Origin of the sequence: Haloferax larsenii (assembly GCF_024730625.1) — an archaeon.
Taxonomy (GTDB): domain Archaea; phylum Halobacteriota; class Halobacteria; order Halobacteriales; family Haloferacaceae; genus Haloferax; species Haloferax larsenii.
Genome location: NZ_CP078065.1, coordinates 66752 through 91699, shown reverse-complemented (window position 1 = coordinate 91699; position 24948 = coordinate 66752). Strand labels below are relative to the sequence as shown.

Sequence of the window (24948 nt, the reverse complement as noted above, 5' to 3'; positions counted from 1 at the left end):
AAACCGAAATAGTGCCCTTTGGCTTCTCGGGCGTTATCCTGGAGTTACGCGAGTTTTGCTGCAGAAAGCCAGTTGCCATCGGAACAATTTAGTTCGAATTCTCCGACTATTACGAAAGATGAGTTGGCCGAGAGATACGTCCGGAAGGGCCCGAGAGTGGGCGCTCGCGTACGACCGACTGCGTCGGGCTACCGAGACGTACCGCGAGGACCTCGTCGTCAGACTGGGCGCGGAAGTGGGGTTACAACCGACCGAGATGAGTCTCCTCACGCCCGCACACGTCGCAAGTGGGCGACCTCGTGGCACCGACCTCACCGCACTTTCGGTCCCCGAAGACGACCGAACCGCGTATCTCCCGGCCGACGTCGAACACGACCTGCGGAAGTTCGTCGCCGCGAACGACGTGAGTGACTCTGACCGTGTCTTTCCGGTCACGGCGCGGCGACTCCAGATGCTCGTTTCGACGGTTGGCGAACGCGCTGCCGAGCGATTCGAACAGGACGAGTTGGCTGACGTCTCCTCGCGCGACCTGCGGAACTACTACGCGAAGCAACTGCTCGCCGACGGCGTCCATCCGAGTGTAGTACTCCGAGTCGGGGGTTGGAACCGACTGGAGAGTCTCTCCCCGTTCGTCGACGACCCCTCAGAGACGGCAGTTATCGAGGCGCTTTCGTCCGATACCGACAGCTACGATTCGGGCGGTAGCGTCGCTCACACCGGTTCTGGCCGTCGCCCGAACGTCGCCCACTCCACGACTGGTGTCGGCACGTCCACCTCGTCTCGACTGTCGTCTGTCGTCGAACTCGTCCGCGAAACCAGCGCTGCACTCTCGGACGCGACGACCCGTGACGAACTGGAACAGACGCTCTGTGAACGACTCGGTCGGTCGAACGCGTATCGCTTCGCGTGGATTTCCGCGGCCAATACTGCATCTAGTGGCTCACAGACTGCTGTCGGCATCGACGAAGCGGGGTTGTCGGACGTCCGTCGCGTCGTTCCCGACAGTGCTGAATCGGCCGATTCAGATGGCGACGAAGCCCTCGTTCGAACGTCGAATGCGACTGTTTCGACCGATAGTGGCGTGGTTGATATCACCACTGTGTCGCTCGTGCACGGCGAGACGACGTTCGGGCGGTTACACCTCGGCACACCGCTGGGGACTGTCTCGACGGGCGAACAGAGCGTGTTGGCGACGCTCGGACAGCAGGCCGGTGCTTCGCTCGCAGCGGTCGAACGGAAGAAACTCCTACTCGCGGATACAGTTACTCGACTCCGATTCCAGTGTACCGACGACGGTTCGGTCCTCGTCCGAGTCTCCGATGCGCTCGGGTGTACGGTTGCACTCCGTGGCGTCGCCCCTATCGCAGACCGGTCCTTGCTCTGTTTCCTCGCCGTGAGCGGTGTCAAGACCGACCGGGCGTTCGACGAACTGGACGCTGCCCCCGAAGTCTCGAACGTCCGTCTCGTTCGCGACCGCGGCGAGGAGTCGGTGCTCGAAATCGTGCTCTCCGGTGAGTCGCTTCTCTCGGCCGTCACGGCACGCGACGGCACCGTCTCGGAGTTCGTCGCCGAGGACGGCACCGCCAGTTTCGTCGTAGAGCTTTCGAACGAAATCCCGCTCCGAACGGTCATCACGGAGTTGACCGACACCTATCCGGACACCGAACTCCGGTCGAAACGAGAGGTCGAACGCGACCCACAGCACGCGACCGATTTCCGCGAGTCTGTCGAGGGGCGACTGACCGACAAGCAGCACTCTGCACTCCGCGCTGCGTTCTTAGCCGGTTACTTCGAGTGGCCCCGTGAGAGCACTGCCGAGGACCTCGCAGACTCCCTCGACGTGTCGTCGCCGACGCTCCATCAACACCTTCGGACCGCCCAACAGAAGTTGCTCCACTCGTTTTTCGACGACCTCGACACCTCGATGGACCACTAAATCGTTAGGTTCGGAAACGTGGTTTGGGTTCCTCCCGATTCTGTATGAGGAATTACTAAATATTCTCGACAGTTAGGAGGAGGGCTGTAGTCGATTCAGAGGGGCTATCGCAGAGCATTCCGAGAAAATATCTTATCGTTCGTGATAGTTAGATGGCTGACTTATACCCTTGTCTGTTCCTCGCTATCACAGAGCATGTCGGAAGAAGCCCAGGTAGAACTCGAAGCACGACTCGCAGAACAAGAGGAGTTCGAACCGTCGGCGGAGTTCGTCGAGCAGGCGAACGTATCGGACCCGGAGATATACGACGAGTTCGAGGAGAACTGGCCGGAGTGTTGGGAGCGAGCAGCCGACCTCATCGACTGGGACGACGACTACGATACGGTGCTGGACGATTCGAACCCGCCGTTTTACGAGTGGTTCACGGGTGGCAAACTGAACGCCTCGTACAACTGCCTCGACCGACACGTCGAAAACGGCGACAAGAACCGAGTCGCCATCAAGTGGGAAGGCGAGCACGGAACGACGCGCACGTACACGTATCAGGACCTCTACCGCGAGGTCAACGAATTCGCGGCTGCCCTCCGCGAGCTCGGTGTCGAGGAAGACGACGTGGTGACGCTCTACATGCCGATGATTCCCGAGTTACCCATCGCAATGTTGGCGTGTGCCCGCATCGGCGCACCTCATTCGGTGGTCTTCGCGGGATTCTCGGCCGAGGCGCTCGCGACGCGGATGAACTCGGCGAACTCGGAGTTCCTCGTCACGTGTGACGGTTACTACCGCCGCGGCGACCCACTCGACCACCTCGACAAAGCGAACGAGGGACTCGACGGTGTCGACCACGGTGTCGAAGCGACTGTGGTCGTGGACCGTCTCGGCGACGACGGCTTCGGCCACGACCTGCGGGGTAATCAGCACGGTTGGGACGACCTGTTGGCCGACCACACGGGCGACCGAGTAGACCCAGTCCAGCGCGACGCCGAGGATATGCTCTTCTTGATGTACACCTCGGGAACCACGGGGCAGCCGAAGGGTGTCAAACACACCACCGGCGGCTACCTCTCGTATGCGGCGTGGACCTCGCACGCGGTACTGGACATCGAGAAAGAAGACACCTACTGGTGTTCGGCCGACATCGGCTGGATTACCGGCCACTCCTACATCGTCTACGGACCGCTTGCACTCGGGACGACTACGGTGATGTACGAGGGCACGCCGGACTTCCCGAACCGCGACCGACTCTGGGAGATTATCGAGAAGTATTCGGTCGATATCTTCTACACCGCGCCGACGGCGATTCGGGCGTTCATGAAGTGGGGCAGCCGTTTCCCCGAACAGCACGACCTATCGAGCCTTCGCCTCCTCGGCACGGTCGGCGAGCCAATCAACCCGCGCGCGTGGAAGTGGTACTACAAACACATCGGCAACGAGGACTGCCCAATCGTGGACACGTGGTGGCAGACCGAGACCGGCGGCATGATGGTTACGACGCTCCCCGGCGTTGGGAAGATGAAACCCGGTTCTGCCGGACCGCCGTTGCCGGGCATCGACGCCCAAATCGTCGATACGGGCGGAAAAGAAGTCGAGGCCGGACGCGCTGGCTACCTCACGGTCAACAAGCCGTGGCCGGGGATGCTCCGAACGCTGTACAAGAACGACGAGCGATTCGTCCAGGAGTACTGGCAGGAGTACTCAGACACCGACAGCGACGACTCCGACGACTGGGTGTACTTCCCCGAAGACGGTGCGAAGGTCGACGACGACGGCTACATCACCGTTCTGGGCCGCGTCGACGACGTCATCAACGTCTCCGGACACCGCCTCGGAACGATGGAAATCGAGTCGGCAATCGTCGGCGTCGAAGGCGTCGCCGAGGCCGCTGTCGTCGGCGCGAATCACGACCTGAAAGGCGAGGCGGTCTACGCCTACGTCATCACCGAGGACGGTCACGATGGCGACGACGACCTTCGGGGCCGTATCATCGAGGGCGTCGAGGACGCAATCGGCCCGATTGCTCGCCCCGAGGAGGTCGTATTCACGCCCGAGCTGCCGAAGACGCGCTCGGGCAAAATCATGCGTCGCCTTCTGGAAGACGTCGCGAACGGCGACGAACTCGGGAACACCTCGACGCTTCGGAACCCCGACGTCGTCGAGGACATCCAGCAGAAGGTCCAACAGCAGCAGCGGACCTGACTGGCCGACGAACACGGCAGCGCGACTGGCTAGCAGGCACACTCCCCGCCGGACGGGTTCCTGGCTGGGCCGTCCAGCGGGGAGACACGGGATTCGGACGACATTCGATACACAACGATGACATCTGACATGGGTGGGTCAGCAGACTCACACGAACCGCAGACGAAAGCAGCACAGCACGAGCAGATAGAGTACCTCGACCGGGAGGTGAACCTCCTGAAGCCGAGTACGCCGTTTATGCGCGACCACCTGAAGGTCATCTGGGCTGGCTTCATCGCGTGGGCGATTCTCACCTTCGGGCCGCCGGTTGCGACGTATCTCGCACCCGGCCTCATGACGACGCAGTTGCCGGGTATCGGCTTCCCGGCGCACTACTTCGCCGTGGCGGTCATCTCACCGACGAGTTCGCTCGTCCTCGCGTTCCTCTACTCGCGCAAGCGAGACCAACTCGACCACCGATACGGCATCGACCACGGGACGGCGGCGAATGACGCAGAGGATGCCCACGGTGGCGAAGCAGCGGCGGCCGACGGGGGGATTGCCGAATGAACTCGCTTCTCCTCCAGTCGGGCGACCTGCTTCCCGAGGCACTCAACATCTCGTTCAAACCGATTCCGGCGCTCATGGTCGTCGGGATGTTGAGCCTCTTTCTCGCAATCGGCTACGTGTTCAAAGTCGCCGACACCGAGGGCATGTGGGTCGCTGGGCGGTCCATCGGCAACATCGAGAACGGCATGGCAATCGGTGCCAACTGGATGTCCGCGGCGTCGTACCTCGGGTTAGCGGGACTCGTCGCGCTCGCGGGCTTCTACGGCCTCGCGTTCATCATCGGCTGGACCACGGGCTACTTCGTCCTGCTCATCTTCCTCGCGGCGCAGATGCGCCGATTCGGGAAGTACACCGCCCCGGACTTCGTTGGCGACCGATTCAACTCGGACACCGCCCGCGCCATCGGCGCGCTGACGACTATCCTCATCGGCTTCGTCTACTCGGTCGGACAGGCCCGCGGGATGGGCCTTGTCGGTCTCTACGTGTTCGGCACCGACTACGTAACGATGGTCGTCGTCATGATGGCTATCACGGTCGGCTACCTGACCGTCTCGGGGATGCTCGGCGCGACCAAGAACATGGCCGTGCAGTACGTCATCCTCATCGTCGCGTTCCTCGCGGCCATCTACACCGTCGGCTACGTCGGCGGCTACTCGACGGTCCTCCCGCAAATCGAGTACGGAAAGCTCGTCGGTGAACTGTCGGCGGAGTTCTCCGAACCCTTCGCCAACGCGGGCTTCTACCTCTGGATTGCCACCGCGTTCTCGCTCATCTTCGGCACCTGCGGTCTCCCGCACGTGCTGGTTCGGTTCTACACCGTCGAAAACGAGAAGACGGCGCGCCAGTCCACGGTCTGGGGGCTGTTCTTCATCCTCCTCCTCTACTGGAGTGCGCCTGCGCTGGCGGCCTTCGGCGTCGACCTCTACGACGCCTCGCAGTACGGTCCGACCTTCGCGGCGAACGGCGGCATGAGTGGCGGCGAAGGCGACCTCATCGTCGTCCTCGCGGCCCAACTCTCGAACCTGCCGACGTGGTTCGTCGGCCTCGTCGCCGCGGGCGGTATCGCGGCCGCAATCGCGACGACCGCCGGACTGTTCATCACCGCCTCGTCTGCGGTCTCACACGACATCTACACGAACATCGTCAACCCCGACGCGACGCAACGGCAGCAGGTGCTCGTCGGCCGCGCGACCATCGTGGTGCTCGGTGCAATCGTGACGGTTACGGCGTTCGACCCGCCCGCGCTCGTCGGCGAACTTGTCGCACTGGCGTTCTCGCTCGCGGCTATCGTCCTGTTCCCGATGTTCTTCCTCGGTCTCTGGTGGGAGAACACCAACCGACAGGGCGCGCTCGCGGGGATGTCTGTCGGCCTCGCGCTCTGGGTCGCAGCCGTCGTCAACGACCTCATCTTCCACTTCAGCGACTCCTTCGCCGAGTTCGTCCCCGCAATCGGGGCCGCACTCGTCGGCACGCCGCTGGTGTTCGTCGTCACCATCGCCGTCTCGATGGCGACGTCCGAACCACCCGAGCGAATCAAGAAGATGGTTCGGCAGTGTCACAGCCCCGAACCGATGGGACAGCAGCAATCCGCCGAAGACGTGGTGGCAACCGACGGGGGCCAGACCCCCGCGGACGACTGACCAATGTACGACCACATCCTCGTTCCCACCGACGGGAGTACGGCAGCGGAATCGGCCGTCGACCAGGCAGTCGACCTCGCGTCGAAGTACGACGCGACGCTTCACGCCCTGTACGTCATCGACGTGGACGCTACCAGCTATTCGCTGGGCACCGAACAGGTCGACCGACTGCGACAGGGACACCTCGACGAGATGCCCGAAGTGCAGGCTGACGCCGACGAAGCGACGGGATACGTCGCCGACGTCGCCGCCGCCCACGGCCTCGTCGTCGAAGAGCACGTCACCGCCGGCGAACCCGCACGAGCCATTCGAAAGTTCGTCGAGGACAACGACATCGACCTCGTGGTGATGGGCTCGCACGGTCGCTCCGGTCTCTCGCGGGTCGTTCTCGGGAGCGTTACCGAGAAGGTGCTCCGCCGGACGCGACTGCCCGTTCTCGTCGTCGATATGCACGGCGAGCAGAATGCGGAGGTGTAGCGCTGACCAATGAGTCTCGTCCAGACGATTCGTGACCACGTGGCGAGCCACCGCTCGGAGATGGTGACAGACCTCCTGTTCGCCCTCGCGTGGGTGACGGTGGTGTCGCTTCTGTTCGACGTCGTCGACGGCCCTCAGTGGGCGTTTTACCTCTGTCTCGCTGCGGGCGTCGTCGCCCATTACGGCTTTTTCGCCTCGGTCGAGGCCGCGCGGTGAGGCCGCCTTCGCCTCATTCCCACTGTCGTAACATCGCCGGTAGGTTCAATTATGAGATTTTCGTCGGGTACGATATGAAGCGCCGTTCGCCCTCACTCTCCGGGGAGGCTGGCTCCGGTGAGTGGCTTCGATGCGACGGTTCCGGCATCCCCCCTGACCACGAGCGAACACTCCCTTCGCGGATGTTCAAGGAGGCGGTCGACAACGCAGGGCACGGAATCGTCTTCACCCGGCTGGACGGGACTATCGAGTACGTCAACCCGGCGTTCGAGGAGACGACCGGCTACGACGCAAGCGAGGTTATCGGCGAAACGCCGAGTATCCTCAAGTCGGGCGTCCACGGTGCCGACTTCTACAGTGACCTCTGGGGAACTATCACCGACGGCGAGGTGTGGGAAGGAGTGCTTCACAACGTTCGGAAGAACGGCGAACCCTACGTCATCGAACAGACGATTTCGCCGATTCGACACGAAGGGCGGACAGTCGGCTACGTCGCCGTCAACAACGAAATCACGGACATGTGGGAGCGGGAGCGAAAAATCGAGGCGCTCCACGAGGCGACGCGCGAACTGCTGGACTCCGAGAACTTCGACGACGTCGCTTCGGGCGTCGGCATCGCTACCGACGCGATTCTCGACTTCCCGATAAACGTGGTCAGACTCCGCAACGGCGACCGATTAGAGCCGGTCCACGTCGACGATGAGACCCTCGATTTGATTGGTGACCGCCCGGCGTACCACTTCGACGAGAGTCCGGTCGGCGAGGTGTTCAGAGCGGGCGAACCGCGCATCTACGAGGACGTCGAGAAACTCGACGACGACTACGACCGCGGGCCGGTTCACTCGTGGCTGTACGTTCCCATTGGCTCCTACGGTGTCATCAGCGTCGGACAGACGCAACCAGACTCGTTCACAGAGACCGACGTGAAACTCGTCGAAATTCTGGCGACCAACGCCGAGACGGTGTTTCGGAGCCTCGAACACGAACAGGAGTTGGCGCGGGAGAACGAACGCCTCGAACAGTTCGCCAAGACTGTCTCGCACGACCTTCGGAACCCGCTGAACGTCGCCGAAGGGACCCTCGAACAGATGCGCGAGTTCACGGAGCAACTCGACCGCATGACGCGCGCACACCAGCGTATGGAGGAGGTCATCGAAGGCGTCCTCACACTCGCACGACAAGGCCAGCGCGTCGAAGAGACGGAGATAGTCGATATGTCGACGCTCGCCTCGGACTGCTGGTCACACGTGAGCACGCCGGGTGCCGCACTCGCCATCGAGTCGAACGACGAGTTCCTCGTCGAGGCCGACGAGACGCGGTGTAAGCACCTCTTCGAGAATCTCTTCCGAAACGCTATCACGCACGGCAACGCGACGATGGTCACGGTCGGGCCGCTCGAAGACGGCTTTTTCGTCGAAGACGACGGCACCGGGATTCCCGCCGACGAGCGCGCCGCCGTGTTCGACACCGGCTACACGACGGCGACGTACGGCACCGGACTCGGACTCTCGATAGTGAGAGAAATCGCCGAGGCCCACGGCTGGGAGGCGTCGCTGACCGAAAGCGACGAGGGCGGTGCCCGGTTCGAATTCCGCCGCTCTCGGGCGTATTGATTCGGGGGGTACACCCCGTGAGTCGCCGGACGAAGCCATTCTAGAAATTCACACATATCTATTCGCCTGAAATATTAGATATTTATCCAATGAGAAATACACACCTGTATGCGCGTCGTTTCGCTCGTCCCCTCTGCCACGGAGTTGCTGACCGCCATCGGGACAGACCCTATCGGAATCTCTCATAGTTGTGACTACCCGCCGCGAGTTACGACCCAACCGACGCTCACGAGCACTACCATCGACCACGAAGGACGGTCGAGCCGTGAGATTGACGACCAAGTCTCGTCGATAGACGGTGCAGCGTACGACCTCGACGCGCACCGACTCGACGACTTGGACCCGGACCTTGTCGTTACGCAATCGACGTGCGACATCTGTGCGGTGGATTCGTCGGACGTGTTCGAGGCCGTTCGCGACCGTAATCTCGACGCGGAGGTTCTCGCTCTCGACCCGCACTCGCTCGACGACGTGCTGACCGCACTCCTGCGAGTCGGTGAGGCGGTCGGAAAGACGATGGACGCGGCCACACTCCGCTTCGAGATTCACGAGCGAATTAATGCGGTCGAATCACGCGTCGCCGGTCTCGACAGTCCCCGGACGGCCGTACTCGACTGGACCGACCCGCTGTACCGGAGTGGGCACTGGGTCCGCGACCTCGTCGAACTCGCCGGCGGCGACAGTTCGTTCCAACCGGACGGTCGGTCAGAACAGATTCGGTGGGACGCGCTCGTCGAGTACGACCCCGAGCGACTCGTCGTTGCGCCCTGTGGATTCCCGCGAGAGCGTGCGGTCGACACCGTCTCGACGCTTGCCGAGCGCGACGAGTGGAACGACCTCACTGCGGTCGAAGAGGGTCACGTCTACGCAGTCGACGGAAACGCGCTGTTCAACCGGCCTGGCCCACGGCTCGTCGATTCGCTCGAAGTGCTCGCGAGTTGTATCCATCCCGAACTCTCGGCGGTCCTCGACGACGAGTTAGCAAGTCGAGTCGAGAACGTAGCACAGCAGTCAGGGGACAAGAACGCGGTACAGCAGTCTTAGTGCCTGTCATCCGTGTGGGGGGCGTTCCTCGATAGCTCTTCTCCGTCTACCTACTTGAAGCCGGCAAACGGGCGTCGCGTCTCTCCGCGGACCAGATGCTCGTCGGCAACGTGGAGGCCGATGTCGCTGAGTTCCCTTGCGATACGGGCGAGGTCTTCCCCGTCTTCTCCAACGGTACTCACGAGGACGTTGTGTTCTCCGGTCGCGAGTTCGCGGACGCCGACGACGCCGGGAATCTCTAACGCACGCTCGCCGAGTTCGGACCGATTCGGGATTTCGGCGGTACACTCCATCTGGACGTGAAGTTGGTAGCCCGCACGCTCGTAGTCGACGTCGGCGTGATAGCCCACGATGATACCTTCAGATTCGAGGCGCTGGATGCGCTTTCGAACCGTGCTCGGCGAGGCGTCGACGTGTTCGGCGATGTCCCGCGAGGAGATGTGTCGCGAGTCGCGCTGCAACTCGTAGAGAATCGCTCGGTCTAGGTCGTCGAGTCCGTCGAGTGTCATCTCCGCTCCTCTCGGCGGTGGTCGGGGGTCGTTGCATGTGAGTGAAAATTCCTGATTTGGGATTCAGAATACATAATATTCACATATTGGTAACGAACTGTATCTATATGACCATACTGGTCAAATCAACCCGCTAATTTATGTATTCGTGGGGGTATACTCCGGCATGGACCCAACCAGTAGCAATACACGCGCCTGTGCGACCGACGTCTCGACCGTTCTGACCGGAGGTGGGTGAGATGTCCGCAGCGGACGGGCCACCCTCGGACGGCTTGTTGCCTGACCGCCTGCGGTCCGACCGCCTGTGGACGCTTATCCTCGCGCTCACGCTCGTGACGATGCCGGCGATTACGCTCATCTTCGCCTTTGCGGTGTTGACCGTCACCCAGAGTGCTATCGTCGACCAGTTGACGCCACTCGAACTCGTCGAGCTGTACCTCGTCGAACTCGTCATGTTCACCACGTTCAGCTACGTCCTCTATCGGTTAGCTCGGTTCGCCGCGTCACGTGAGCTATCGGACTCTGAACAGGAATCCGGACACGCCGACGACGCCAGCCAGACAGTCGACTCGTCGGACCGGGAGGTCCAGAGCCACTGATGGGCGCGTCCAGACTTCCGGTCGACGACGGTGTCGAACACGGTTCCTCGTTCGATAGAGCGCGGAGTGGCGCTCCCGCCGCGGGAGAGGCCGTCGGCGACCGTTTTTCGACCGACGAGATATTCCAGCGCGTCGTGGCGACCGCCGACGAAGAGGTCTCTTCGGGGATACAGAAACTCTACCTCAGCGGCATCGCCGCGGGGCTTGCTATCACACTCACGTTCTTCGTCTACGCCACCGGAAAAGCCGCGTTCCCGAACGATGTGACGGGGCTTCTCGCGCCGCTTCTGTACCCCATCGGGTTCGTCTACATCATCATGGGTCGGTACCAACTGTACACCGAAAACACGCTGACGCCGGTGACGTTGGTGCTGACCCGAGTCGCGAGTGTCCCCTCGCTATTCCGCGTCTGGCTGAGCGTCCTCGCCGGGAACCTCACGGGTGCGCTCATTGGTACGTTCGTCCTCGCGAACGCGGGTGTCTTCTCGCCCGAGGCAGCCGCAGCGGCCGTCGAAATCGGGGCGAAGGGAATCGAGACACCGTGGTGGAGCCTCGTGTTCAAAGCCATCTTCGCGGGCTGGCTCGTCGCTGGTCTCGTCTGGCTCGAACACGCCGTTCGCGACTCCATCTCGCGGGTCGTCCTCATCTATCTCGTCATCTACACTATCCCGGCGACCGGACTCTACCACATCGTCGTCAGCTCCGCAGACGTCTTCTACCTCGTCTTCACGGGCAACATTGCGCTCGCGACCGGCCTCTGGGAGTTCGCCGTCCCGGTGTTGCTCGGAAACACCATCGGTGGCGTGTTCCTGGTGACGCTCATCAACTACGGCCAGACCGAAAATCGCTTCCCCGAGGGCGACGCGTCGCGGCCAAAGCTGACGCTCCGCGAGTGGCTGTTCAGCCAGCGAATCAGTACGCCCGAAGAACCGGCTTCACGGCCCGACCCTGCACCGGGTGCCGATTCGTAGTCGGTCCTGGGAAGTCGGTCGCCGACGTTGCTGTCTTTCCTCAGTCTGACTGGACCGAGGCTCGGTCGGCTGCCGAGTCGTCCAGTCGGCGAACCTTCTGTGTGAGGCCACCGAGGTCGAACTCGGTGGTCGAAACTCGCGCTGCGACGACGGCAACGACCGCCGAGACGATGAACGCGCCAGCGAACGACGTGAGATACAGTGGGTCTGCAGCCGGGAGGAGGTCGCCGATCACCGGCATTCCGGTCGTCACCGAACGGAAGTCCGGGAAGTACGCGATGCCGACGCCGAGGCCAGTGAGACTGCTCACGAGCGCGCCGGCTCCGGTGAGTCGTGTCGAGTAGAGCCCGTAGACGAGCGGGAACGCGACAGCCGCGCCGAGCAGGTCGGCGAGGAAGAACAGTCGGAGCACGCTCTGTGCTCGCAAGCTGACGTAGACGGCAGCGAGCGCGACGAGGACGGTAAAGGCCCGTGCGCCGAGCGTGAGTTGCTTGTCGCTGGAGTCCGGGAGCATCCGCGCGAGGTCGACCGTCACGAGACACGAAAGCGCGTTGAACAGCGTATCGACCGAACTCATCACGAGCAACAGCGCCACGAGTACGACGGCGAGGACGACCCACGACGGGACCGCCGATTCGAGGAGCACGAAGAAGGCGACGTCGGCGTTGTAGCCCGCACTCGTCACGTCGGCGACGATGTCGGCGTGCCCGACGGCGACGACACCGACCAGCGCGGCGAGGAAGACGACTGCACCGTTGACGACGGTCGCGTTTCGGAACCCCCGAGAGACCGTTTCGCTCGACTTTCCGGCGTAGATGCGCTGCCACCACGTCTGGTTCACTAACTCCGCGCCGAGGATGGCGAAGGCGAGCGCGATACCGAACTGGAGCCCCGGTACGAATCCGGGATCGAGGAGTGCAGGGTTCGTGGCGGCGACGCCCTCGTAGACGGGACCGACCCCGCCGAGCGAGACGAGAACGCCCACGAGCGCGACGATGAGAAGCGGGAAGACGACGAGCGCCTGCACCGTGTCGGTGAACATGCTCGCTTCGAGGCCGCCGTAGGTCGTGTACGCGAGCACGGCCCCGCCGACGAGAATCGCGGTCTGCCAGTGGGGGACGCCCGCGACGAACGCGAGCGCACCGGCGATACCGGTCAACTCGGCCGCCACGAAGATGAACATGTAGAGCGCGCTGATGACGAGGACGAACGCGTACATCGCGTCACCGTAGCGGGCGTGGGCGTATTCGGTCAGCGAGTGGCCGTCGGGCATCAACTCCCGAATCCGCGGGCCGAGCTTCGCGTAGACGGCCATCGGGACCGCTTCGCCGATTGCGTAGCCGATGACCGCGGCGATACCGAATCCGGCCCCGGCCTCCGGCGCGGAGAAGAGAATCCAGACGCCCATCACGGAGGCGACGAGCGTCGCTGTCGTCCGTCGCTCGCCCGCCGAGTCGCGGGCGGAGACGAGGTCTTCGACCGAGGTCACTCGCCCTCGCGAGTACCAGATGCCGAGTCCGGCGAACACGACGAGGGTCACGACGGTGAGGCCGAGCGCGAGGTCGGTGCCGACCATCAGTGGAACCCCTCGATTGCTGCAATGGCCTGCACAGTCTCAGTCTCAGTCTCAGTCTCAGTCCCAGTCGCTTCCTCGCTCACAGCGGCCACTCCTGTTGGTTCCACGCGGCGTCCCAGAACAGGTACTCGTAGCGGGCCGAGGTGCGGAACAGGTCGCGGTAGCGCTCTTTGGTCGCGTCGCTGGCGTCTTCGGCGACGTCGTCCATGAGCAGTTTACACCACTCGGTGAGTTCGGTGAACTCCTCGCCCGAGTACATCTCGACCCACGCGGCGTACTGCTCGTGGTCCGGCTTCCCAGCCGCGGCCAGTCGGTTCCCGGTCTCGTTGAAGCCCCACATGCACGGCAGGAGTGCGGCGACGATGTCGCCGAACGTACCGTGTGAGGCGGTTCGGACGAGGAAGTCCGTGTACGCCTGCGTCGTCGGCGACGGGGTGGTGGCTTCGAGTTCGCCTTCGCCGATTCCGAACTCGGCCGCGTACGACCGGTGGAGGTCCATCTCCTCGTTTACCGTCGCGTCGAGTAGTTCGGCGAACGTCCCCATCGACGCGAGGTTCGGGGCCTTCGCGGCCCCGAGTGCGAACAGCCGACTGTACTCGACGAGATAGACGTAATCCTGCCGAACCCAGTATCTGAACGGCTCCTCGTCGAGTGTCCCAGCACCGAGGGCCTGCACCATCGGGTGGTCCACGATGGCCGACCAGAACTCGTCGGCCTCGTCGTGAAGCTCGTCGGTAAATGCCATGTCTGGCACTCCGTGAGAATTGAGAAAAGAGTTATGATTGGGTGGTATTAAACAGTGGTCCCACCCCGTCGATTGGAGCCACTGACATCACTTGATTGACAACAATTCGAACGAGTGTGCGGGAAAATAGGAATGTATGGGAAAATTTGGCCGTTAGTACTGGTATAATTGGATTCATGGGGATATCTTCTCTGATAATCTGGCCGAATGCTTAACATCTGATGTAGTATATCGACGTGTATGACGAGTGAGCGGGAATTCAGCAGACGCGACGAGAGTCTCCCCAAGTCCGACGGCGGAGTCGCCGCAGAAGGCGTTCTCGGCGGTGGCGCAGCAGACGCTGACGACGTTCTGGGCGACGTAGACGACGCTGACGACGCGACGGAGGAGATTGACGCGGCAATCGCCGAACTCGGCGAGGCCTCGGATGACATCGCCGTCAGCGCACAGGAGATTAGCGACCTCGCGAACGACCAAGCCGACAACATGGACGAGGTTGCAGGCGAGATTTCGAACCTGAGTGCGAGCGTCGAGGAGATTGCCTCCAGCGCCGAGCAGACGAAGTCGATGAGCGACCAGGCGCGCGAACTCGCCTCCGAGGGGCGCACGTCGGCCGACAACGCCGCCGACGCGATGGAGTCGGTCGACGACGCCACGTCCGAAGTCTACGAGGAAATCGTCGACCTCCGCCAGAAGGTCGACCAAATCGACGCGGTCGTCGAGGTCATCAACGAAATCGCCGACCAGACCAACCTGCTCGCGCTCAACGCGTCTATCGAGGCCGCACGCGCTGGCGACGCGGGGTCCGGTTTCGCGGTCGTCGCAGACGAAGTGAAGAACCTCGCCGAGCAGTCCCGCGACAGCGTCTCCGAAATCGAGGAGATGGTCGAGGACATCCAGGACTCGACTTCGACGACTGTCACCAACATCGCCGATGCGAACGACGAGGTCAACGAGGGGATGTCTGAAGTCGCCGACGCCGTGACGGCGCTCCGTAGCATCGACAACGCGGTCGAAGAGGCCGCCGCCGGTGCCGAAGAAGTCGCGCGAGCGACAGACCAGCAGGCGGCGAGCACCGAAGAAGTCGCGAGCATCGTCGACGAGACCGCTCGCGGTGCGAAGCGCGTCGCCAACGAGATTACGGAGGTCGCCGCTGCGACGGAAGAACAGACGTCGAAGGTCTCTGAAATCGCGCTGCTCACGGACCACATCGAAGACGAAGTAGAGGGCACGCGAAGACCTGCGGCCGACCACGGAGGTGGTGCCTAATGGCCGCCAGCGACGCGCCCGATACGAACCTCGACGAACCGACGCAGGTGCTCGAATTCGACATCGGAGACGAACGGTACTGCGTCGAACTCGATGCCGTCGCAGAAATCATCGACCGACAGTCCGTTCGTGCGCTCCCCGACACGCCGCCGCACGTCGTCGGCGCGATGGACTACCGGGGTGTGACGACGACCGTGGTCGACACCGCCAGTCTGCTCGACGTCGGTTCGAACCCGGACGCACCGCGCGTCATCGTCTTCGACGACGGCGACGAGGACTCGAAAGTGTACGGTTGGCTCGTCGACGAAGTCGAGCGCGTGGCCGACATCGACCCCGAAGACGTCGACGACGCGCCGTTCGGCGGCGACCACACGAAGGGCATCGTCAGACGCGATGAGGGCCTCGTCGTTTGGGTGTCGCCACCGACTGGCGTCTCCGAATAGAACTGCTGGGTCTCCGAACAGACACTGCTGGCGTCTTCACATAGACGCCGCCAATTGACGACTCTCGCTTCTGATTCTCTCTCCACCTTCCGATTCCCCTACCTTCATTCTGCGACAGGCCGTGTGCAACACCGATGGCAACACGCCGAGACTCGGTCGATGTCTTCGATTCCTTCAGGCAGTTTATCGGGCTCGAACGCGACGTGTTCGTCCTCTCTCTGGCGATGCTCGCGTTCAGCCTCTCGTTTCAGATGACCGGTCGGTACATCCCCGAATATCTGCGTGTTCTCGGCGCGGGAGCCACCGTCGTCGGCCTGTACGGGAGCGTCGGCAACCTCATCGGCGCGCTCTATCCCTATCCCGGTGGGGCGCTCTCGGACCGACTCGGCTCGCGACTCTCGCTGACGCTGTTCGGTACCATCTCTTCTGCTGGCTTTCTGTTCTGGTTCGTCGCGCCCTCGGTCCCCCCCGTGACGCTCGCAGGCGTCTCCCTCGAACCGTGGATATGGATTTTCGTCGGTCTCTTTCTCACGCAGGCGTGGAAGTCGTTCGGACTCGGCGCGACGTTCGCAATCGTCAAACAGAGCGTCTCGCCGGACCGTCTCGCGATGGGCTTCGCCAGCACCGAAATCTTCCGTCGAATCGGGTTCTTACTCGGCCCGCTCATCGCTGCGGCCCTGCTCGCGGCGACAGCCTCGTTCGTCGTCGGCTTCCAGTACGTGCTTGTCGTCGCCGCGGCGTTCGGCATCGTCGCCACCGTCGCCCAACACTTCCTCTACGACGCGGACGAGGACTCTATCGGGAAGTCCTTCGAGGGACTCACCCAAATCCGTGCAGACCTTCGGTCGCTCCCGTCGACGCTTCGGCCGCTTCTCGTCGCCGACACGCTCATCCGATTCGCGAACGGGATGGTGTACGTCTTCTTCGTCATCGTCGTTACCGACTTCCTCGCGGTCGGATTCACTGGATTCGGTGTGTCGCTCAGGCCGGACGCGTTCTTCGGTATCCTCCTCGGCGTCGAGATGGTCGTCGCCATTCTCACGAAACTCCCCGTCTCGAAACTCGCCGAGCGAACCGGGCTCAAGCCCGTCGTCGGACTCGGCTTTACGGTCTACGCCGCCTTTCCGATTCTCCTCATCCTCGCGCCGTCGAACCAGTGGGTCCTCGTCGCCCTCTTCGCGTTTTCAGGACTCCGGTTCGCCGGGCTTCCGGCACACAAGGCGCTCATCGTCGGCCCCGCAGAGCGGGATTCGGGCGGTCGCGTGACGGGCACCTACTACCTCGTTCGAAACACGGTCGTCATCCCGAGCGCGGCGCTCGGTGGATGGCTCTATGCGACAGACCCGACACTCGCGTTCGGCGTCGCATCGGTCGTCGGACTCGTCGGTGTCGCGTACTTCGCTATTCGCGGAGAAGAGTTCGAGGCGTATGCTGGCGGTGCCTAACCACGCTTACGCGGGGTTGTCCAGCGATATCTCGAAGTAGTGCATCTTGCTCACGTCACCGTCGAACCTGAGGTGGATGAGGGCCTTTTCGTCAGTTGGGATGTTGTTGCTCACGTCGGTATGTCTGCTCACGACGTCGCCATCGGCGTCGTACATCGTTCCGGCGACGCTCAGACGACCGATAGTCGCGGTCGCAGTGACCGAAAGGCCGACTTTGTACGTTCCGTTTTCTTCGTCGAGTGTGGCGTAGTTCTGCCACGCGTCCGCGCTCTGGTAGTCGGTCGAGACGATAACGCCCGGAATCGGTCCCTTCATCAGGAGCGTCCCGACGACTGCTGGGTCATCGTCATCGCGCGTGAACGTGATACGGTCTTCGAGTGATTCGACCTCTTCGGGCGTCTGTTCGGGCATCGACTCGTCTGAAGTCGCTTCCGGCGTCGATTCGGGCGTCTGCTCGGGCGTTGACTCGTCTGGAGTCGCCGTCTGTTTGGTACTGGACCCGCCAGAACTGCCGCCGCTCTGGCTCGCTTCGCCGTCGTCTGCATCGTCTGGTCCTTCGAGGAGCCCCGTTCCGAGACATCCCGAAATCGCTATCATGCCAACTCCAATTCCACCGAGGAATCTGCGTCTGTTGTGCATGAACTATTCATCGTGATACAATTAGTAAATTATGAATGTTGTAATTTCAAGAATGTCTGGTATACTTTGGTTTCGTACGAGTTAATCAATCCATTACCATCTGTGTTTGGCACGGAACAGTATTCATGTTCGGTGACGTATCCTCCCGTGAGTCTTCCGTGAGTCTCGGTGGATTGAGGCGGAGGTGCTAAGATGGCGGTCTCCACAGACCGTCGAACGAGAACCGTCCCGGAGCTCTCGCTCCCGACGCTTCTCGCACCGCCCGTTCAACGGGCGCTTCTCGTCGTCGCCGCCCTCGCAGTGCTCGCACAGAGCGCGCTTCTCATACTCGTCCCGCCGCCTGCCGGGTACGAACCGTCGCCAGTGACCGCGTTTCCAGTCACCTACTGGGTCACGTTCGGGCTCGGTATCGCGACCGCGGTCCTCGTCTCGGTCGGAAGCGCAGTAACCCGAAACAGAAATTGGACGCGCGCGGTCACGCTCCTGCTCGCGCAGTACGCGCTGTTCTTCGCTATTCCGGGCGTCCGCGGCTATCGTCTCTACGGGCGCGGCACGTCCGACTCGCTGTACCACCTCGGCGCGGTCCGCGACCTCGTCGCCTTCGGGTCGCTTCCGGGCGACGTCTTCTACCCGTTCGAGCACATGCTCTTCGCCGAACTCGTCTTCTTCGGAGTTCCCGTCGCGACGCTCATCCAACTCACACCGTTCGTCTTCACCGTCATCTACGTCCTCGGCGTCGGTGTGTACCTCCGGGCCTTGACTGGTGACGACCGGGCGCTTCCCCTCGGTATCGCCGCCGCGACGCCGCTGTACTTCGCGAAATTCTACACGCAACTGCAACCCGCGGTGCTGTCGTTCATGCTGTTTCCCGTGTTCCTCACGTTCGTCGAACGCGCCCGCCGGACGAACGACCGGCGATACATCGGCCTCGTCGCCGTGTCGAGTCTCGCGCTCGTCTTCTTCCACCCGGTGTCGGCGCTGTTCTTCGTCATCATCGTCGTCGGAACCGTCGGCTACAGCAACGTCTACCGTCGCGTGACGGGGAATCCCGTTCGCTCGATTCGGCCGATGATTGCCCTCGCAATCATCCCGGCGGCGTTCATGTGGTACATCGGCTTTCGCCGAGCGCAGTTGAGCCTCATCCAAATCTTCGCGCTCGCGGGCGAGACGAACCCGGCCAGCCAACGGGCGGAACTCGCGAGCAACGCCGGGCTGACGGCTCTCGAACTCGTCCAGCGGTTCGTGCAACTGTACGGGGCTGTCTTCCTGTACTTCGCCGTGGCTGGGGTGTTCTCGCTTTGGCTCGTCCGCCGTCTCCTCAAGACCGACGTGAAGTACCACGACGGCTTCCTCGTGACCCAGTTCGGAATCGGTGCTGCTGTCGGCGTCGTCTTCCTCGGGACCTATCTCATCGCCACCGGACCGATACGCATCGCTCGCTATGCGCTCGTGTTTGCGACGCTCCTCGTCGGCCTCAGCTTCCTGAAGCTTCTGGTCGCCCGCGGGAACTTCCGTCTCCGCGTCGTCGGGACGGCAGTCCTCGTCGTCGTCGTCGTCGCCGCGGCACTCCTCGGGACGTTCACGGTCTACGGCCCCAACAAGCACATGACCTACTCGGAGTACGAAGGCGCGGACTTCATGCTCCAGTATCACAACCCCGACCTGCCCGTTCGGTCGTTCAGTCTGACCGTGAAGACAGAACGGTACCTCAGCGGCGGGGAGGACATCACGCTCCCGCGTCGGACGTTCTCGGAGGAGAGCGAACGATACGCGTTGACGCCCGGGCTCGGCTACGACGAGTACGAACGGGCGTCGATTTCGTACACGCACTCGTACGCCGCGACACACGAGTACGACCGTCGGTTCCTCGACGCGGCGTACTTCACCGACAACCAGCGGGAGCAGTTGTTCCTCTACGACCAGTCCGACATCGCCGAGATGGACGCCGACCACACGGTCAATCGCGTCTATTCGAACGGCGGGTTCCAGGGATGGTACATCCGGTGGGGCGAGGACAAACCGAACGCCGCCACCGAGACGTTCCCTGCTGGCTGAGTTGCAGCGGGGCTCTCGGGGAGTGGAGTCGGTGGAATAAGTACGAACGAAGCGTCAGCAGGGACGTGACCCCCGGGCGACAGTCGTCGACCCGGACGTCAGTTTTCGGCCGCGGATGCGGCCGGATGAGCGTGATGGACAGTGGGTAGCGTGCAATTCGAGTCGGTCGTCGGTGGAGGGCGACCGGCGTGCCCCGTCGTGCAAGGGCTGGTGTGTTGGAGGGCTGGTGTGTTGGAGGGCTGGTGTGTTGGAGGGCTGGTGTTGGAGGGCTGTTTTTCAGTGGGTGCCTCTGACAGCGTGTGAGCGGGGATGCCCGGTTGTGGTAGTCACCCGATGGATGCCCGGTCGTGGTGGGTGTCCGGTGTCTGCCCGGTGTGGTGGAGGGTGGTTGGTGGTCGATGCGTGGAGGGCTGTGCCCGATGCCCGGAGCGTGTCGCTTAGACTTCCCGGAGGTAGTCGAAGCTGACCTTCGGGTTGTTACACCCGAACCCGTACGTCCCCGAGGTGTAGGTCGTGTCGTTCGCCGAGACGCTGGCGACTTCGGTGCCGCTGGCGTCGTACAGGCGCGCGACGATGCTGCCGTCCGATTTCGGAGTGAACTCGACGTCCATCCACTCTTCGAGTTTCGGCGTGATTGCCACCTCGTCGAGAACCGTGAGGCTCCCGTTGTCGAGACGGAGGAGCTTGAACTGCGGCGAGACACCCTTGTTGGTGTCGTACTCGATGGCGTACCCGCTCACGTCGCTCCAGCTGGAGCCGCTTGCGAAGAAGTACACCTTGCCGTAGTTCCCACCCGTGTGCGCGTAGATGTTGGCGCGGTAGGTGGTGTCCTGAACGACCGTCGTGGAGGGCGAGTCGCGCAGGATGAGTTTGTCGCTCCCGGTCTGGTCGTACAGCAGTCCCGCGTTGCTGCGGACCGAGGGAGACGAGACGATGGAGAACGAACTGACGTCGCCGACGTAGTTCCCGAGACCGTTGGTGAAGTCTTCGAGGATGGTCGTCGACGTCGAGCCGTCGCCCGTCGAACCGTCGGAGTCGGACCCGTCGCTGGTGTCGCCACCAGTCGAGCCGCCATCGTAGGGTACCTTCCCGAACGCCTCGACGAACCCGCCGTCCATCATGACCTTGAGACTCGTGGCGACCCACTGGCTGCCGTCGTAGTACCGGACGCCGACAGGCGACACGTGCTGCGTGCCGTCGTTGAACTTCAGGGCCGCGGTCGGGCTGGTTGGTTCGGGTTCGGAGGTGTTGATGGAGTCTTCCGAGCGAATCGCACCGAGGTCCGGTGCGTCGCCCGCGTAATCCAGTCCGACGTCGGTCCCAGCGTCGACGAGCGGGCTGGAATCCTTTGGCCGGAGGAAGTTGTCCGAACTCGGGTCGGTGGTCTCGAACTCGGGGTTCGAGATGTCGAGGTCCCAGGAGTTGTACGCCGAGTCGGCGTTCCAGAGGGACTCCACGTCGGTCTTGTCGTTGGCGAACGACGCGCAGTTTCGGACGACGTTGTCGGCGCTTCCGCTGAAGTGGAAGCCGTAGCTGCCGTTGTCCCACGAGGTACAGTTGTAGAACTCGTTGGGGACGCGTGCGCCGTTGGTGTTGAACCCGCGCTCGTCGTTCTTGTAGGCGACACACCGCTTCAGGACGTTGTTCCCGGTCTCGAAGTCCGGGCCGCCGACCTTGAAGCCGTTCCCGTCGCCGGAGGTCCCCATGCCGTCGTGCCCGTTGTGGTGAGCGACACAGTTGACCATCACGTTCGGGTGCTTCGGGTCCGCGTCGTAGAAGTCGAAGCCGTCGTCTGCGTTCAGGTAGGCTTCACAGTTCTCGTAGCGGTGCCCGCCACCGCGACCAGCGCCCGAGGAGCCGCCGACGTAGAAGCCGTCGGAGCCGCCGCCGGTGCTGCCGTGGTGGGCGACGACGTTCCGAACGACGTGGTCGAACGACTTGCCGTAGAAGATGATGCCGTTGCCGGCCCACTGGCTGTTCTGGCCGTAGTGGTGGATGTGCAGGTCCTCGAACAGGCACTCGCGGGCGTCCTGTCCGTCGGTCCCGTTACAGCGGATGGCGTTCTTCCCGGCGTTGCGGATTTCGAGGCCGCGGAAGACCATGTGCTGGGTCCCGAGGAGGTCGAGACCGTGGGTTCCGTCGTACTTCGAGCAGTCGATGATGGGCGATTCGTTCTCGTACGCCTCGATGACGATGGGGTTGTCGGCGGTCCCCGAGGTCTGCCACCATGTGGGCTTCGACGGTGGGTACATGACTGCCGTGTCGCGTACCTTCACGACGTCGCCCGCCTGGAGGTCGACTTTGCCGTCGACCTCGACAGGCATGAGGTCCTCGAAGGCGTCGTTGAGTGACGTCCCCGAGTTACTGTTGTTCCCGTTTGCCGGGTCAACGTAGTAGGTCGTCATTGGCTTAGTTGGTGGAGCTCGTCTCGATCCAGATGTCGCCGACACTCGCGCTCGACGGTTCCGTGTCGCTCACGACGACGTCACCGGGGAGTTTGGCGATGTCGCCGATGTAGTTCCACTGGGAACCGTCGCCGAGGTAGACTTTGTTCGTGTCGTTCGCAAAGAACTTCGCGCCGACCGCGGGGTCGTAGTTCGACTTGTTCGCGTCGTCGTCGCGAATCTCGACGTCGGTGCCGAGGTTCTTGAAGTTCTCGTTCAGCGGGACGTGCCAGTTCAGGGTTCCTGCGTCGGGGGTGTTGTAGCGTTCGCTCATTGTTCTGTGTTGGAGGGTTGATTACTGCGTGATGCCACCGTAGCCGTATTCACCGTACGCCTGAGAGCCGTATTCGCTCTCGCTGGAGGTTGTCGTGGTGGTAGTCGTCGGCGTGGCCGTGGTGGTAGTCGTCGTGCTGGTCGTCGTTGTGGTGGTGTCCGTGGACGTCGTCGTCGTGTCCGTGGACGTGGTGGTGGTGTCCGTGGTGGTCGTGTCGCCAGAACTCGCGCCGTCGGCGATTGTGAGCTCGTAGTCGCCCGAGCCCTGCTGGACGTCCACGACCTGTGCATAGTAGGTGCCGGAGACAGCAGCGTCGTCGATATCGACGGTCGCCGGCGTATCGGTGCCGACGTACACGAGATCGACGTATTCGCCGCCCGGCCCGTACAGGATGAGGGACGTGATACCGCTGGTTGGAACGCGGTCGAGCGTCACGGTCACCGTCTGACCGGCGGTGACGTCGAACGCGAACCAGTCGACTTCTGCGGAGTCGAGCGTCCCAGTGACCGCTGTCCCCACGGAGACGGGGTCTGCGGTCGCACGGGTGTCGTTCGATTCGGACTCGGAGGCGACTGACAACGAGTTCGGTTGGGTTCCCGAGAGGGAACTCGACTCGGTCATCGTCATCGTTTCGCCACCGTAACCAAACACGGCCTGAACGGGCCGCATCTCCTGTGGGAGGGATGCACTGTCGTCGGAGCCGAGACAGCCGGCTGCTGCAGCCGACGCGACGGCCGAACCTGCCATGAGCAGATACGACCGCCGACTGAAGCTGAGCCGGTCCCCGTCTCCGTCGTCAGAGTCTGTCTGGGGCTGTCGTTCGGATGCCATTCACTCGGTTAACAGGGGATTAATTACATAAATCTATTGTTCGTAAAATATTCAGACATTGCCGAATTTCACGAATTCCGACGGATTCGACGAATTCTATTGGGTGCTCGAAACGGCTGAATTCTGGTGTTTGAGGCGTATTAACACGCTATTAACGACTGACGGTCAGGAATTAGTGAATATGGATATGTCGTTTGGTAGCATGTGTAGTGGGGTGAATCTGGCCTGTCGAGTTTCCCCGAACCGCGACCGCGAACATTCACGAATAAGCTGCTGTTTTTCCTGAACGCTCGACAGAAAAGTTCGGATTAATCGGACCGCTGTCGTCGGAACGGGGCAGTTGGAAACCTAATAAAACGAGACAGTCAGGTTCAGTCGTTCGACTGGGCGCTCGCAGCGTCGGCTGCGCCCATCGACGACCGCACGAGCGGTTCGTACCAGTCGCGGTTCGCGTCGTACCAATCGACGAACGCGCTGACTCCCTCTCGAATGCTCGTTCGGGGTTCGTAGTCGATGAGGTCGGCGGCTTTCGAGACGGCTGCGTGGGTGTGCTCGGCGTCTCCCGGCGCACGCTCGTCGTACTCGATTTGCATCGACGGTGCGACCCGGTCCCGGACCGCTTCTGCGAGGTCGAGCACGGAGATGTTGTCGGTGCTGCCGATGTTCATCACTTCCCCGTCGGCCGCGTCGGTGTCGAGCAGCCTCAGATTCGCGGTGATGATGTCGTCGACGTAGGTGAAATCACGCGTCTGCCGTCCGTCGCCGTAGATGACTGGCGGCTCGCCGTTCGCACACCGCGAGACGAAGTTCGAGATGGCCATGTTCGGGCGCATCCGCGGCCCGTAGACGGTGAAGTACCGGAGCGAGACGGTCGGCAGGTCGTACACCTCGTTGTACGTGCTGACGTACGATTCGGCAGCGAGCTTGGAGGCTCCGTACGGACTGACTGGATAGGTCGGATGCGACTCGTCGTACGGGAGGTACTCGGGCGTGCCGTAGACCGACGACGAACTCGCGAAGACGACGCGTTCGAGGTCGGCGTCTCTGGCCGCTTCGAGCACGTTCAGCGTCCCTCGGACGTTGATTTCGTTCACCCGGAGGGGTTCGTCGACGCTCGACCTGACGCCCGCCTGCGCCGCCTGATGGTAGACGATGTCGCTGTCGCGGACGAGTTTCTCCATCAACTCGGCGTTTCGAACGTCGCCGACGACGAGTTCGTACGAGCCGCCCGATTCGCTCGCTGCCTGTCGGGCGACGTCGACGTTGTGGTGTTTGATTCCGAGGTCGTAGTACGGCGTGAAGTTGTCCACGACGACGACGTCGTGGCCCTCTCGTGCGAAGGCCTCTGCGAGGTGGCCGCCGATGAATCCGGCACCGCCGGTGACGAGAATTCGCATGAGGAGAGATGGGGCGGTATCTGCCTTTGTTTGGGTCCGGTTACCAGGCGTGACAGTCGCATAAAGCCGTCCCTATCGGC

22 protein-coding genes are annotated in these 24948 nt (G+C 62.5%); 14 read left to right on the top strand and 8 right to left on the bottom strand.

All coding sequences use genetic code 11. The features are described from left to right. The first annotated feature begins 118 nt into the window (after positions 1 to 118). The 8 genes from KU306_RS17910 (at position 119) to KU306_RS17875 (ending at position 9671) form a co-directional block, all read left to right on the top strand. Positions 119 to 1936 (top strand): bacterio-opsin activator domain-containing protein, encoded by a 1818-nt coding sequence (locus tag KU306_RS17910; protein WP_258303814.1) that lies wholly within the window; start codon positions 119 to 121, stop codon positions 1934 to 1936. A 195-nt stretch (positions 1937 to 2131) separates the two neighbouring features. Then, on the top strand, positions 2132 to 4132 hold the full coding sequence (gene acs, locus KU306_RS17905; RefSeq protein ID WP_258303813.1) for an acetate--CoA ligase: 2001 nt from the start codon (positions 2132 to 2134) through the stop codon (positions 4130 to 4132). 117 nt (positions 4133 to 4249) lie between these two features. Further along, complete coding sequence (locus KU306_RS17900; protein WP_049918641.1) at positions 4250 to 4681, top strand: DUF4212 domain-containing protein; 432 nt, start codon at positions 4250 to 4252, stop codon at positions 4679 to 4681. Then, on the top strand, positions 4678 to 6321 hold the full coding sequence (locus KU306_RS17895) for a VC_2705 family sodium/solute symporter (RefSeq protein WP_258303812.1): 1644 nt from the start codon (positions 4678 to 4680) through the stop codon (positions 6319 to 6321). The genes KU306_RS17900 and KU306_RS17895 overlap by 4 nt, the downstream gene beginning before the upstream one ends. 3 nt (positions 6322 to 6324) lie before the next feature. Next, the gene (locus KU306_RS17890) at positions 6325 to 6798 is read left to right on the top strand and encodes a universal stress protein (protein WP_007541210.1); all 474 of its coding nucleotides are present in this window, start codon (positions 6325 to 6327) and stop codon (positions 6796 to 6798) included. Positions 6799 to 6807: 9 nt separating this feature from the next. Continuing rightward, positions 6808 to 7014, top strand: a complete 207-nt coding sequence (locus KU306_RS17885; protein WP_258303811.1) for a DUF8119 family protein — start codon at positions 6808 to 6810, stop codon at positions 7012 to 7014. Between the two features lie 74 nt (positions 7015 to 7088). After that, positions 7089 to 8627 (top strand): PAS domain-containing sensor histidine kinase, encoded by a 1539-nt coding sequence (locus KU306_RS17880; RefSeq protein WP_258303810.1) that lies wholly within the window; start codon positions 7089 to 7091, stop codon positions 8625 to 8627. A gap of 108 nt (positions 8628 to 8735) precedes the next feature. After that, entirely contained in the window at positions 8736 to 9671 is a 936-nt protein-coding gene (locus tag KU306_RS17875; protein ID WP_258303809.1) for an ABC transporter substrate-binding protein, read from the top strand. 50 nt (positions 9672 to 9721) lie between these two features. On the opposite strand, the gene KU306_RS17870 is transcribed toward KU306_RS17875, so the two are convergent. Continuing rightward, positions 9722 to 10180, bottom strand: a complete 459-nt coding sequence (locus tag KU306_RS17870; protein ID WP_258303808.1) for an Lrp/AsnC family transcriptional regulator — start codon at positions 10178 to 10180, stop codon at positions 9722 to 9724. 239 nt (positions 10181 to 10419) lie between these two features. Between KU306_RS17870 and KU306_RS17865 the strand changes: the two genes are divergently transcribed. Further along, positions 10420 to 10779 carry a hypothetical protein gene (locus KU306_RS17865; RefSeq protein ID WP_049918640.1) on the top strand — a complete coding sequence of 120 codons (360 nt, stop codon included), beginning with the start codon at positions 10420 to 10422 and terminating at the stop codon, positions 10777 to 10779. Next, complete coding sequence (locus KU306_RS17860; protein WP_258303807.1) at positions 10779 to 11750, top strand: formate/nitrite transporter family protein; 972 nt, start codon at positions 10779 to 10781, stop codon at positions 11748 to 11750. Before KU306_RS17865 ends, KU306_RS17860 begins: the two co-directional genes overlap by 1 nt. Positions 11751 to 11790: 40 nt before the next feature. Here the strand turns inward: KU306_RS17860 and KU306_RS17855 are convergent, their stop codons facing one another. Together KU306_RS17855 and tenA are read right to left on the bottom strand one after the other, a co-directional pair. Continuing rightward, positions 11791 to 13326, bottom strand: coding sequence for a sodium:solute symporter family transporter (locus tag KU306_RS17855; protein ID WP_258303806.1), 1536 nt, complete (start codon positions 13324 to 13326; stop codon positions 11791 to 11793). Positions 13327 to 13405: 79 nt separating this feature from the next. Next, complete coding sequence (tenA, locus tag KU306_RS17850) at positions 13406 to 14071, bottom strand: thiaminase II (RefSeq protein WP_258303805.1); 666 nt, start codon at positions 14069 to 14071, stop codon at positions 13406 to 13408. 240 nt (positions 14072 to 14311) lie between these two features. Here tenA and KU306_RS17845 point away from each other — a divergent pair, with 240 nt between their 5' ends. The 3 genes from KU306_RS17845 to KU306_RS17835 all read left to right on the top strand — a co-directional run bounded on the left by KU306_RS17845 (position 14312) and on the right by KU306_RS17835 (position 17228). Then, positions 14312 to 15340: a methyl-accepting chemotaxis protein gene (locus KU306_RS17845; protein ID WP_258303804.1), complete on the top strand. Its 1029-nt coding sequence runs from the start codon at positions 14312 to 14314 to the stop codon at positions 15338 to 15340. After that, positions 15340 to 15783, top strand: a complete 444-nt coding sequence (locus KU306_RS17840) for a chemotaxis protein CheW (RefSeq protein WP_007541186.1) — start codon at positions 15340 to 15342, stop codon at positions 15781 to 15783. The genes KU306_RS17845 and KU306_RS17840 overlap by 1 nt, the downstream gene beginning before the upstream one ends. A 134-nt stretch (positions 15784 to 15917) precedes the next feature. Continuing rightward, a complete protein-coding gene (locus KU306_RS17835; protein WP_007541185.1) occupies positions 15918 to 17228 on the top strand; it encodes an MFS transporter in 1311 nt (436 codons plus the stop codon). 6 nt (positions 17229 to 17234) lie between these two features. On the opposite strand, the gene KU306_RS17830 is transcribed toward KU306_RS17835, so the two are convergent. Further along, the gene (locus tag KU306_RS17830; RefSeq protein WP_258303803.1) at positions 17235 to 17825 is read right to left on the bottom strand and encodes a hypothetical protein; all 591 of its coding nucleotides are present in this window, start codon (positions 17823 to 17825) and stop codon (positions 17235 to 17237) included. A 234-nt stretch (positions 17826 to 18059) separates the two neighbouring features. On the opposite strand from KU306_RS17830, the gene KU306_RS17825 reads away from it, so the two are divergent. Continuing rightward, complete coding sequence (locus KU306_RS17825; RefSeq protein ID WP_258303802.1) at positions 18060 to 19922, top strand: hypothetical protein; 1863 nt, start codon at positions 18060 to 18062, stop codon at positions 19920 to 19922. 437 nt (positions 19923 to 20359) lie between these two features. Here KU306_RS17825 and KU306_RS17820 read toward each other — a convergent pair whose 3' ends face one another. From KU306_RS17820 to KU306_RS17805, 4 genes are all read right to left on the bottom strand, one after another. Continuing rightward, positions 20360 to 22327, bottom strand: a complete 1968-nt coding sequence (locus tag KU306_RS17820) for a right-handed parallel beta-helix repeat-containing protein (RefSeq protein ID WP_258303801.1) — start codon at positions 22325 to 22327, stop codon at positions 20360 to 20362. 4 nt (positions 22328 to 22331) lie between these two features. Continuing rightward, a complete protein-coding gene (locus KU306_RS17815) occupies positions 22332 to 22640 on the bottom strand; it encodes a hypothetical protein (protein ID WP_258303800.1) in 309 nt (102 codons plus the stop codon). A 21-nt stretch (positions 22641 to 22661) separates the two neighbouring features. Continuing rightward, positions 22662 to 23471, bottom strand: coding sequence for a PPC domain-containing protein (locus KU306_RS17810; RefSeq protein ID WP_007541176.1), 810 nt, complete (start codon positions 23469 to 23471; stop codon positions 22662 to 22664). A gap of 371 nt (positions 23472 to 23842) precedes the next feature. Next, entirely contained in the window at positions 23843 to 24868 is a 1026-nt protein-coding gene (locus KU306_RS17805) for an NAD-dependent epimerase/dehydratase family protein (RefSeq protein ID WP_007541175.1), read from the bottom strand. Positions 24869 to 24948 lie beyond the last annotated feature (80 nt).